The organism is Rheinheimera sp. (assembly GCF_020217005.1).
Lineage (GTDB): Bacteria > Pseudomonadota > Gammaproteobacteria > Enterobacterales > Alteromonadaceae > Pararheinheimera.
Genome location: NZ_JAIWOI010000220.1, coordinates 1 through 10,000, shown reverse-complemented (window position 1 = coordinate 10,000; position 10,000 = coordinate 1). Strand labels below are relative to the sequence as shown.

The 10,000-nt window shown below is 47.6% G+C and carries 10 protein-coding genes; 2 read left to right on the top strand and 8 right to left on the bottom strand.

What is annotated here, in order from left to right:
- Nucleotides 1–296 precede the first annotated feature (296 nt).
- The 6 genes from recG to gmk form a co-directional block, all read right to left on the bottom strand.
- Entirely contained in the window at nucleotides 297–2,378 is a 2,082-nt protein-coding gene (recG, locus tag LDL40_RS10830) for an ATP-dependent DNA helicase RecG (RefSeq protein ID WP_300995374.1), read from the bottom strand.
- Nucleotides 2,379–2,585: 207 nt separating this feature from the next.
- On the bottom strand, nucleotides 2,586–3,395 hold the full coding sequence (locus tag LDL40_RS10825) for an ABC transporter substrate-binding protein (RefSeq protein ID WP_300995373.1): 810 nt from the start codon (nucleotides 3,393–3,395) through the stop codon (nucleotides 2,586–2,588).
- A 36-nt stretch (nucleotides 3,396–3,431) separates the two neighbouring features.
- A complete protein-coding gene (locus tag LDL40_RS10820; protein WP_300995372.1) occupies nucleotides 3,432–3,824 on the bottom strand; it encodes a RidA family protein in 393 nt (130 codons plus the stop codon).
- Between the two features lie 5 nt (nucleotides 3,825–3,829).
- Nucleotides 3,830–5,953 (bottom strand): bifunctional GTP diphosphokinase/guanosine-3',5'-bis pyrophosphate 3'-pyrophosphohydrolase, encoded by a 2,124-nt coding sequence (spoT, locus tag LDL40_RS10815; RefSeq protein ID WP_300995370.1) that lies wholly within the window; start codon nucleotides 5,951–5,953, stop codon nucleotides 3,830–3,832.
- 107 nt (nucleotides 5,954–6,060) lie between these two features.
- The gene (gene rpoZ, locus LDL40_RS10810; RefSeq protein ID WP_046518838.1) at nucleotides 6,061–6,336 is read right to left on the bottom strand and encodes a DNA-directed RNA polymerase subunit omega; all 276 of its coding nucleotides are present in this window, start codon (nucleotides 6,334–6,336) and stop codon (nucleotides 6,061–6,063) included.
- 48 nt (nucleotides 6,337–6,384) lie between these two features.
- Nucleotides 6,385–7,017 (bottom strand): guanylate kinase, encoded by a 633-nt coding sequence (gene gmk, locus LDL40_RS10805; RefSeq protein WP_300995367.1) that lies wholly within the window; start codon nucleotides 7,015–7,017, stop codon nucleotides 6,385–6,387.
- Nucleotides 7,018–7,200: 183 nt separating this feature from the next.
- Here gmk and LDL40_RS10800 point away from each other — a divergent pair, with 183 nt between their 5' ends.
- Complete coding sequence (locus tag LDL40_RS10800; RefSeq protein ID WP_300995365.1) at nucleotides 7,201–8,208, top strand: aldo/keto reductase; 1,008 nt, start codon at nucleotides 7,201–7,203, stop codon at nucleotides 8,206–8,208.
- A gap of 87 nt (nucleotides 8,209–8,295) precedes the next feature.
- On the opposite strand, the gene LDL40_RS10795 is transcribed toward LDL40_RS10800, so the two are convergent.
- Complete coding sequence (locus LDL40_RS10795) at nucleotides 8,296–8,775, bottom strand: PaaI family thioesterase (protein WP_300995363.1); 480 nt, start codon at nucleotides 8,773–8,775, stop codon at nucleotides 8,296–8,298.
- A 36-nt stretch (nucleotides 8,776–8,811) separates the two neighbouring features.
- On the bottom strand, nucleotides 8,812–9,321 hold the full coding sequence (locus tag LDL40_RS10790; RefSeq protein WP_300995361.1) for a hypothetical protein: 510 nt from the start codon (nucleotides 9,319–9,321) through the stop codon (nucleotides 8,812–8,814).
- A gap of 281 nt (nucleotides 9,322–9,602) precedes the next feature.
- On the opposite strand from LDL40_RS10790, the gene LDL40_RS10785 reads away from it, so the two are divergent.
- Nucleotides 9,603–10,000: efflux RND transporter periplasmic adaptor subunit (locus tag LDL40_RS10785; RefSeq protein WP_300995359.1), on the top strand; the 398-nt coding region annotated here is incomplete at its 3' end.

The window sequence follows — 10,000 nt, the reverse complement described above, 5'->3', positions numbered from 1 at the left end:
CTTTAGCGGTGTGCCATGGGCCAAAACTCAGATTGGATGTCCAGGATCTGGGGTTAGCGCCACTGACAGAAAAAGGCTGTATAGCGGAGAAAGCTTGCGCTGAAACTAATTCAGCATCCTTTGCCAAAGCAACAGCTGAAAAGAGGCTTAATACAAGCCATAGTGCGCTGTGTTTCATCTGATAATCCTCTGAGTAAATTTCAGTCGTTGCGCCAGACTGAACCCTATCATCGGACGAGCTGCAGTTAGGGTGTGTAATTAACTGTTGTTGTGATGTTTCAGAAAGTTACATCAGATCAGGCTTGAGCATAAATCTCTTTAAAACCCAACCAACGCCGGATTAGGGGGGCGCAATTTGGTTGATATTGCTGCCACAGCAAAGCAGCGGCTTGTTGAGCAGCTGGAATAAGCTGTGCGTCCCGACTTAAATCTGCAATACGATAATTGACCTGGCCTGTTTGTTTGGTGCCAAGCAGCTCACCAGGGCCACGAATTTCCAGGTCGCGTTGAGCTATGACAAAACCATCATTACTTTCTCTGAGTACCGCCAGCCGAGCCTGGGCTGTGACGGATAAAGGCGCATGATACAGCAGTACACAATGGGAGACCGCGCTGCCACGACCGACCCGGCCTCTTAACTGGTGAAGTTGAGCTAAACCTAATCGTTCCGGATTTTCTATGATCATCAGACTAGCGTTGGGCACATCTACACCCACTTCAATTACAGTAGTAGCCACCAATAAATCCAGTTCACCCGCTTTAAAATCGGCCATCACTTGTTGTTTTTCCGCCGCTTTTAATCGGCCATGCACTAAGCCTATACGTAAATCAGGCAAGGCGGTAGCAAGCTCGACCGCTGTCAGTTCTGCCGCCTGACATTGCAACTGCTCTGACTCATCAATCAGAGTACAAACCCAATAGGCTTGCCGGCCTTGCTGCTGCACCACCTGTCGCACTCGTTCTGTCACTTCAGCACGCCTGCTGTCCGGCAACACTACAGTGGTGACAGGAGTGCGGCCCGGAGGCAGTTCGTCAATCACTGAAGTGTCCAGGTCGGCATAAGCTGTCATTGCTAAAGTGCGGGGTATAGGGGTGGCTGTCATCACCAGTTGGTGTGGGTAAAAACCTGTATCTGCACCTTTCTCACGCAGTTCTAAGCGTTGATGCACCCCAAATCTGTGCTGCTCGTCGATAATTACCAACGCCAGTTGCTGAAACTGCACCTGCTGCTGAAACAAGGCGTGAGTGCCTATTACCATTTTGGCTTCGCCATTTTGAATGGCGGCCAGCTGCAGGTGTTTTTGTTTCGCTGAGGCTTTACCGGCCAGCCAGGCTATTTGATAACCCAAAGGCTCGAGCCAGGCTTTGAAGGTCAAGGCGTGCTGCTCTGCTAACAGCTCTGTTGGTGCCATTAATGCCACCTGAGCACCGCGACTTAACACAGTTAAAGCTGATAAAGCGGCCACTAGTGTTTTACCTGAACCTACATCTCCTTGCACTAACCGCAGCATGGGTTCGGTTTGAGCTAAATCACGGCGGATTTCCTGTATTACCCTTTGTTGTGCTGCAGTTGGCGCAAAAGGCAAAGCCGCTAAAAACTCTTGGTTTTGAGCTTCATCCACCACAAAGCTGCGGCCTTGTTGCACGCGGCATTGTTGGCGCAATTGCAGCATAGACAATTGCTGCGCTACCAGCTCTTCAAATATAAGTCGTTGTTGCGCCGGATGTTGGCCTTGTTCCAGTAATTGCAGTGACGCATCTGGTGGTGGTCTATGCAGATACAATAAAGCATCGGTCAAGGACCAGCTGTTTTGACCCAGCACTGGTGCCAAATATTCGGTTGGACTGCTACGCTGCAATACTTGCAAAGCAGCATCTGTTAAATTGCGCCAGCTGTTTTGTTTTAAGCCTTCGGTACTGGGATAAACAGGAGTCAGAGTTTCAGCGACTTCCTGTTCAAAGCCATCTTTCAGCACTTTGTATTCCGGGTGCATCATCTCAAAACCGCGCATACCGCGCTTCACTTCACCAAAAACTCTTAAGGTGACACCAGGGGCGACGGCATTTTTTTGCGCTGCATTAAAATGGAAAAAACGTAAAGTTAAATGGCCCGAACCATCGCGAATGGACACCAACCAACTGCGTCTTTTACCAAAAGTAATTTCACTGCTGATCACTTCGCCCTGCACTGTGGCAGTTTGCTGTGGCCATAAATCGGCTATGGGGTAGAGGCGAGTGCGGTCTTCATAACGCAATGGCAGGTGAAACAGCAGATCCTGCACACTTTGAATCCCCAGCTTATGCAGCAGTTCACTCACTTTGGCGCCAACACCTTTCAGTTGGCTGACGGATAGGCTATCCAGTGCTGTTACTGTCAAAATATATTTCCTTCGTACTTGAAGCTGCCACTTTGTTTGCTGCTGTAGCGCGGCCGAATCTCCTGGTGCTGTTCTGCTGTTAGGGATGCCTGTACTTGCCACCTGCAGTCTTAATTGTTTGGGTACGAAAAAACTAAGTGACTGATTACAGTCAGTTTAACCTGTGATCATCAGAAGGCATAGCCGAAGCCTGGTTTAAGTAAGGCGTCAGGGGTGTTTTATCTGCGCTGCTGGTGAGTCAGCCAGGTAGGTCGGGCCGTGTTTTAACGGGGCAAATGCGTAGAGTTTTTTCACAGTGCCATCCTGCACCATGGATTCTACAGCCCGTTCAATCCGGCTTTTTAACGCCAGATGTGGGCTTTTTTTCGACAATGCGATATTGATAAAACGTTTTTCTACCACTGAGAAATCTACCGGTGCTCTCTTAAACTGATAATGTAGCGCTGGGTGGTCTGCAATGACATCTAAAGAGCTTTGAGTTGGCACTACTAAAGCGTCTACTCTGCCACGTTGCAGCATCTCAAAGCCTATTTCAATGCTGTCGATTTCGACATGACGTTTTGACGTTTTAATCAGTTGCATCAGGCTGGGGTGGTAAGTGTAATTGCGCACTGTGGCTAAAGCTAAAGATTCCAGCTGATTAAAACTGCGGATCTGGCGGGGATCATTGGCTTGTAAATACAAAGATTCAGGAATGCGCTCGTTGTAGGGCATCAGGTACATGTATTCTGCCCGTTCTTCAGTGAAGTTCAGGTTACTCATCAGATCCGCTTCGCCTGTTTCCATTTGACGGAAGCAGCGTGCCGAAGGAGTTCTTGGACTGAATTTCAACTGAAAACCAGCTCTTTTAGCCAGTTCCTGCATTAAATCTACTGAAGGGCCATAAGGGGCCCTGGTGTTTTCATAGGCGTGAAAACGGGAAAAATGATCCAAACACCAGGTGAGGACTGGTGTTTCTGTTGCCGCAGCCAGCCTTGAAAATGCCAGCAAAAAAACACAACTCAGGATCTTGTTCACTCAGTTTGCCTTAAAAGATCGAAACAGCAGTCCTGATCAGTTGGTTGACGGCACTTCCATAACACCATCAATTTCAATTTGAGCACCACGGGGTAAAGCGCTGACCTGCACTGCGGCACGCGCCGGATAGGGAGCGCTGAAGTGCTGACTCATAATTTCATTTACGGTGGCGAAATTAGACAGATCAGTCAGGAAGATATTCACTTTGACCATATCATTTAAGCTACCGCCGGCGGCCTGACAAACAGCGGTCAGGTTTTCAAACACTTGTTGGGTTTGTTCAGCAAAGTTTTCAGACACCATCTGCATAGTGGCTGGTACTAAAGGGATCTGACCAGATAAATACACTGTAGTGCCAATTTTTACAGCCTGACTGTAGGTGCCAATAGCGGCGGGAGCTTTATCTGTACTGATGATCACTTTTGACATAAGACTTATTTCCTTCTGTAAACTTTAAGCACTTCAGGTAAGACGCGGATTTTACGCATGACGTTGGCTAAGTTAATACGGTCACGCACTGACAACGTAATTTTAATCACGTACTCGCCCGTGTCTCTGTCGTCCGTCGACAAGTCCTGAATATTGGAATCCTGTGAGGCTATCACTGTGGTCAGTTTGGCCAGTACACCGGGTTGATTGACAATAAAGACCCGGATATCACATAAAAATTGTTTGTCGCCGGTTTTATCCCATTTCACCGGGAAGTATTTACCCGGCTCTTTTTCCCAGCCCCGAATATTGCGGCATTCAACACGGTGCACATTCAGGCCTTTGCCCGGCGTGGCGTTAGCGGCAATTTCGTCGCCCGGAATAGGGCGGCAACATTTAGCGAAGGTCAGTAACATACCTTCAGAGCCAATAATAAAGGCTTTGGTTTTCTGATTCGCCGGATTTTCAGCGGGCAAAGCTTCTTCACCAGAATCAAAACCACCCATCAGGCGCCGTGCCACAGCGATAGGCAGCTGATTGCCTAATCCAATTTCAACCAGGAGTTCATCCAGCGATTTTTGCGTGGTGCTTTGCAGTACCTGCTCAATACGTTCAGGCGGAATAGATTCGAGTTTGACATCACCTAAAGCTGAGGTCAGTAAACGGCGGCCTAAACCTACAGCTTCGCTGAGCTGTTGTTTTTTCAGATAGTTACGTATGCCTAATATAGCGCGGCTGGTGACTACATGGTTCAGCCAGTTGGCATTAGGTTTACCGCCCGGGCTGGTAATAATTTCAACTGTCTGGCCAGTTTCTAAAGGTTTATTCAGCGGATAAGGCTTGCGATCAACCCGAGCCCCAACGCACTTATTGCCGATGTCGGTATGCACTGTGTAGGCAAAATCGACCGCATTGGCACCTATAGGTAATTCAACAATCTGACCTTTAGGACTGAATACATAAAGCTCATCCGGGTACAGTTCAGATTTAACGTTTTCCACGAATTCGTAGGTATTGCCAGAGCTTTGTTGCAGTTCAAGCAAACTTTGCATCCAGCGCTGGGCGCGGATTTGTGCTGTAGTGTTTTTGTTTTCACCTGCGCCTTTGTACGACCAGTGAGCAGCAATACCTTTGTCGGCCATTTCATCCATTTCACGGGTGCGCATCTGAATTTCCACCGGAATACCGTGTGGACCTATCAGGGAGGTGTGCAAGGACTGGTAACCGTTTTGTTTTGGAATGGCGATATAGTCTTTAAAGCGGCTTTCAATCGGCTTAAAAAGGTTATGCACTACACCCAGCACCCGATAACAGTTGTCTATGCTGTTGATAATGACTCTGAAGCCATAAATATCCATCACATCGTTAAACATCAGCTCTTTGCTTTTCATCTTGCGATAGATGCTGTACAAATGTTTTTCACGGCCTGCCACTTCAGCTTCAATACCAGCAGCTTTAATACGCTGTTCGATTTCGGACTGAATTTTTTCAATAATTTCTTTACGGTTGCCACGAGCCTGTTTGACCGCTGTTTCCAAAGCACGATAGCGCATAGGGTATAAAGCGCGGAAACCCCAGTTTTCCAACTCGTTTTTAATATTGTGAATACCCAATCTGTTGGCGATAGGGGCATAGAGCTCTAAAGTTTCACGGGCAATACGACGGCGTTTTTCTGGTTTGAGTGCGCCTATGGTGCGCATATTATGAGTTCGGTCGGCCAGTTTAATCAGAATAACGCGAATATCCTGCGTCATCGCCATAAACATTTTTTGCAGGTTAGTAACTTCGAACTCTTTGATATCTTTAAATTTTACTTTGTCGAGTTTACTGACACCCTGTACCAGTTCAGCCACAGTTTCGCCAAACAGCCGGGTTAAATCTTCTTTGCTGACCGGCGTGTCTTCAATCACGTCATGCAGTAACGCCGCCATTAAGGTTTCATAATCCATGCGCATTTCGGCGAGGATGCTGGTGACTGCGACAGGATGAGTAATATAAGGTTCGCCGCTGGAGCGGATTTGTGGCGCGTGCGCGTCGCGGGCGACAACATAAGCCTGTTGCACCAGAACGACCTGCTCAGGTGGCAGGTAAGCACTGATTTGATTTTTCAGGCCTTCAAACAGATACATCCGAAACTCCCCAATACGCACAACGCTTTGGCGTGTTCCTTTGAATATACGTGGATTTCGAGCTATTGCCAACGGCCGGATACCGTTGGCACAGGAAGGAACTCAGATTATTCGTCAGAACCTATAATTGCAGCTACTGCAGCCATTTCTGACGCTTCTTGCTGTAATTGTTCACGACGTTCTTGCTGGTCCAGAATACTGTTGGTGATAAAACCTTTTTCAATTTCACGTAAAGCAACCACTGTGGCTTTATCGTTTTCCGGATCAACCATGGCTTCTTTGCCTTCAACAGCCAGTTGACGGGCACGACGTGAGGCCACCAGAATTAAATCAAAGCGGTTACCAATTTTATTTACTGCATCTTCAACTGTTACGCGAGCCATCTGCCACTCCGGTTAATCTGGGTCTGAATAAAGACCGCATAGTCTACTCTATTTCGTTTCGTTCGCCAACAGGCCAGAAATTAACTTCTGCTGTCGTATCGCCTGCTTCTGTTGTTTTAAGCGCTGAGTCTGAATAATGCCGGAGAATTGTTGTAGTGCCAGTTCCAGATCATCATTCACCACCCAATAATCGTATTCACCGGCATGGCTGATCTCGTCACGGGCTTTGGCCATACGCCCTGCTATGACTTCTGCGCTGTCTTGTCCACGCTGATTCAGGCGCTGTTCCAAGGTTGCTACACTAGGAGGCAGAATAAAAATGCTGGTGACAAAAGGCAGTTGTTGTTTAATCTGGCGGGCACCCTGCCAGTCGATATCTAAAAATACATCTATGCCTTGCGCCAGTTTATCGGCCAAAGCAGCTTTAGAAGTGCCGTAATAGTTGCCAAAGACTTCAGCCCATTCAATAAACTGGTCTTCTGCAATCAGTTGTTTAAAGCTTGGCACATCAGTGAAATGGTACTGCACACCATTGGTTTCGCCCGGACGTGGTGCGCGGGTGGTGTGGGAGACACTCAGCTGCATATCGGCATGTTGGCTCAGCAGCGCATTAATCAGCGTGGATTTTCCCGCCCCGCTTGGCGCTGAAATAATAAATAAGTTACCTAATAAATCCTGCATGCCACACACCTTCTACAATCAAAAGGCGATTTTAGCCACATCGCTGCTGTGCTGCCAACAGCTGATAGGTTTTTTCGCTGTGATCTTAGGCTGCGAATATCATCAATAGTCATAGTTAGACTGGCATACTGATTTTTAATTATCCAACTTTCTTGAGTCTATTCAGATACAAAGGAGCAAAAAATGGCACTAAAAGATATTCTTCCGGGCAAACTTGGTTTTGGTACAGCGCCGCTTGGCAATATGTTCCGCGATATTCCTGAGCAGGAAGCGCGGGCCACTGTAGATGCAGCCTGGAATGATGGCATCCGTTATTTTGACAACGCGCCTTTTTATGGCGCTGGTCTGGCAGAAATCCGCATGGGCGATGCGCTGGCCGACAAGCCACGACAAGACTATGTGATTAGCACCAAAGTGGGCCGGCTGGTGCTGGATGAAATTGAAGATGTCAGTGCCCGTGATTTGGGTGAAAAAGGTGACGTCTTTAAATACGGCCGCCCGAATAAAATCGTCAACGACTATTCAGCAGATGCCACAATGCGCTCTATTGAAGACAGTCTGAAGCGGCTGAAAACTGACCATATAGACATAGTCTGGGTGCATGATGTAGCGCAGGACTTTTTTGGTGACGAGTGGCTCAGCATGTTTGAAAGCGCGCGCAAAGGTGCTTTTAAAGTGCTGGATAAGCTGCGCGATGAAGGGGTGATAAAAGCCTGGGGTTTAGGCGTCAATAAAGTCGAGCCTATCGAGCTGCTGCTGGATTTGGAGGAACCTCGTCCTGATGGATTTTTACTGGCTGGACGTTACACCCTGCTGGACCATGAAAGAGCCTTGCAGCGGGTGATGCCAAAAGTGACAGAGCGCGGTTTGGGCATAGTGGTAGGTGGGCCCTACAGCTCAGGAGCTTTAGTCGGCGGTCCGAACTTTGAATACGCTCCGGCTTCAGCGGCCATCTTAAGCAAAGTGGCAAAGATTAAAGCATTGGCGGACAGATATGGCATCAGTATGAAAGCGGCAGGTTTACAGTTTGCTTTGGCGAACCCAGCTGTGGCTGCGGTGATACCTGGCGCCAGTAAGCCAGGCCGTATTATAGAAGACAGCACGGCGCTCAAGGAGATAGTCCCAGTGGACTTCTGGCGTGAGCTGCGTCATGCAGGGCTGGTGCATCCAGATGCACCACTGCCTGTCTGAGGTGAAATCGACACAGTAAAGAGTGTTTGGTTAAAAAAAGTCCACAGCTTAGCTGTGGATTTTTACTTTATGCACAAGAGCGCTCTGCTACAACTTGTGTTTAGCTTTCACGGACAAAGTTAAAGTGAATTTCGCCATCAGCTCGTCACCATGCAAGGAAGGGCAGGTCACATCAATAGTGACGGATTGATTAATGCGCTCTCCTGTAGCCAGCGATTGTTGGATCATCTGGTCTATTAGAGCGCCGTCGTTGCTAATGAAATGTACAGCTGCTTCCGGGCGTTTTAAAAACTCGCCTTGTACATCTTTAAAGGCAAAATGGATATTCAGCTTTTTCTGCCGTGCCTTATAAAACACTAAAAAAGCCCCGGCTAAATCTGCGCCTATGGCCAGAGCACCAAAATAAATACTGCCCAGATGGTTTTTGGTATGGCGATGATGGGGCATCCGGATCACAGTGCGCTCGTCTGTTAACTCCAGAATTTTAGGCTTACAAAAACCAATCAGCGGAATATAACGAAATCCAAACCACCAAAGTTGTAAGTTGGCTTTAGTTAAGGCATTCATAAAAAATAGCTCCAGAGTTCAACTGGTCGGAGCTTATCATTCTGGTTGCGATAGTGCGAATTTTTGCTGCCATTGTCGCTCAAAATTCGCTTTGGCTTGTTGACGTTGCTCCACGCACCAGACCATTTGTCGGCTGTCCCGCACTCCAAAACATTGTTTAGGTTCGGAGTAATACTCTAGCCATGCCTGCAGTTTTTTGCCCTGATAAGGGGCTTTGACCGACACTGAGCTGACGTAAAGCTGTGGGCCTTTGGCTATGTCGGTTAATGGATCCGGAGCCGCTTTGTTTTTGGTTATTTTTTTGGCCTTGGGTTTTTGCGGATCAGAAGCAGAGACTGGTTTTTGGCAAAACTGGTCCAACTGTTTTTCCAGTTGACGCTGATCCTGAGTGAGCTGCTCTGCTTCTTTTAAGCTGTAACCCGAGCTGATTTTTTGTTCCAGCCGCTGCAGTTTTTTAGCAGTTTTATCGCACTCAGCCGTTGGCCATTGTTGTTGCGCCAACAAGGCAGAACTACTGCAGAGCAGCATAAACAAAAGCGGTTTCATCCCGAACTCCGCCTGTTAATAAATGGTTAAATAACTATAGACGATATTTTCTGTTCTGCAGCTGAGTTAATACTGTTGCGAAACGCTTTTCTGCTGGTCTGTTTTTTTTTGCACCTGAACGCATTGGCTGATCCTTTGTGGAGCCCAAATCGTTTAGCTTGTCAGAATGCTACAAAATATTGAATCAACGAAGGAAACAGTGCTGTCTGTTTAGCAGATTTTCGTTATGCTAAGTGACCACTACAGGCTGTTTTTACTTAAGAATAAAACGGAGTTTTTGCATGAAATTGGTAAAGCTAGTTGTAGTGTCCAGCCTTTGGCTGAGCTGTGCTGCGATGGCACAACAAGGCCCGGCTGTTCCAGTGAAAACGGCTTTAGTGCAACAGCAGAGTGTGCCGGTCTGGATCAGGGCTATAGGGCAGGTGAAAGCCCAACAAAGTGTTGAAATTCGTCCTCAGGTCGATGGCATTTTGCAACGTATTCTGGTTGAAGAAGGCCAGTTGGTTAAAGCAGGGGACTTATTGGCGGTTATTGATGATCGCAGTATTAAAGCCGCATATGAGCAAGCTAAAGCTCAGCTGGCTGTAGTGCAAGCACAGTTGGACGTAGCAAAGCTAGATCTAAAACGCTATCAGAACTTGCGTAAAGATCAGGCTGTGTCCGCACAGATGGCTGATCA